We start from the raw sequence: 621 nt of genomic DNA, 5'->3' as shown, positions 1-621 counted from the left end.
AGAAAACTAAGAATAATAGAGCAGTTAAAATACAAGTTCCTATATATTTACCACATAAATTATCCAAGAAAACAGGTAAAGTTAATGGTATTGATTATAGAAAACTATTTTTAAATTATTTGGAAACAGGAGAAGCATACCAAGTTGAATTGATAAAAAGAAATGGTAAGTATTATGTTCATATTACTTTTGATGTTCCTAAAGCGGAAACACTTTATACAGGACATAATGGAATAATAGGTATAGATACCAATCCAGATGGTTTTGCTTTAACAATGATTGATAATAAGGGTAACTATAAATGGCATACTTATTTGAAACAAAGCGAGTTACTATATGCTAGAAGTAATAGACGTGAAAATTTATGTGGTGAGATTGTAAAGCAAGTTGTATTAATAGCTAAAACTTACGGTTGTGGTATTGCTATAGAAGATCTAAAATTTAAAAACGACAAAGATGTAGGGCGTAAATTTGCAAGAATTAAACATGGATTTATATATAGTAAGTTACTAACTATGCTTGAATCAGCATGTATACGTGAAGGTATTGAGATAATCAAGGTTAAGCCACAATTTACAAGTAAGATAGGTTTGTATAAATACTGTCATCAATATGGAATGG

Annotated in this window: 1 protein-coding gene; it reads left to right on the top strand. The window is 28.8% G+C overall.

Annotated elements, in window-relative coordinates:
* The coding region (locus CLTEP_RS14175) for an IS200/IS605 family accessory protein TnpB-related protein (protein WP_153016376.1) at positions 1 to 621 on the top strand (621 nt) is incomplete at both ends.

Source organism: Clostridium tepidiprofundi DSM 19306 (assembly GCF_001594005.1).
Classification (GTDB): domain Bacteria; phylum Bacillota; class Clostridia; order Clostridiales; family Clostridiaceae; genus Clostridium_AC; species Clostridium_AC tepidiprofundi.
Note: the sequence above shows the minus strand (reverse complement) of the source record. Positions and strands in the feature narration are given on the sequence as shown.